Source organism: Limosilactobacillus mucosae, from assembly GCF_046939755.1.
GTDB classification, from domain to species: domain Bacteria; phylum Bacillota; class Bacilli; order Lactobacillales; family Lactobacillaceae; genus Limosilactobacillus; species Limosilactobacillus mucosae_A.
The window spans coordinates 1-502 of sequence record NZ_JBKZAY010000091.1 but is presented as its reverse complement, the minus strand read 5'-3'; the positions used below and the strand labels follow the sequence as shown (position 1 = coordinate 502).

The following is a 502-nucleotide window of genomic DNA, read 5'->3' as shown; positions in this document are numbered from 1 at the left end:
GTCTTTTTTAATTCAATTCATCCAAGAAACTCGTGCCGTGCAGGGCATTGAGATGGAAGTTATCTAAAATCGTGGCACCTAAATCGGCATACGTTGAGCGAACACCGAGGCTACCGGATGTCTGCATCTTTGGCGACCAGGCCAGTAGCGGTACTTCCTCGCGCGTATGATCCGTGCCCTTGAAGCATGGATCATTGCCGTGGTCAGCCGTAATCAGTAACAGATCATCAGGACGCAACGCTGCCATAACATGACCCAAACGCTGATCAAAGTCCATCAGTGCCTGGCCAAAGCCCTTTGGATCGCGGCGATGGCCATACATGGTGTCAAAGTCGACCAGGTTCGTGAAGCAGAAACCGGTGAAGTCTTTTTCCAGCACCTCGTCAACGTGATCCATCCCGTCCATATTGCTTTCGTTATGGTAGGCCTGATCGATGCCACGGCCAGAGAAGATGTCGTTGGTCTTGCCAATTGCGATCACCTGGTAGCCCGCTTCATGCAG

At 51.8% G+C, this 502-nt stretch carries 1 pseudogene; it reads right to left on the bottom strand.

The annotated features are described in order from the left end of the window. Window positions 1-7: 7 nt before the first annotated feature. Window positions 8-502 (bottom strand): annotated as a pseudogene (locus ACLUWI_RS10270) (phosphopentomutase); the annotation flags it as partial.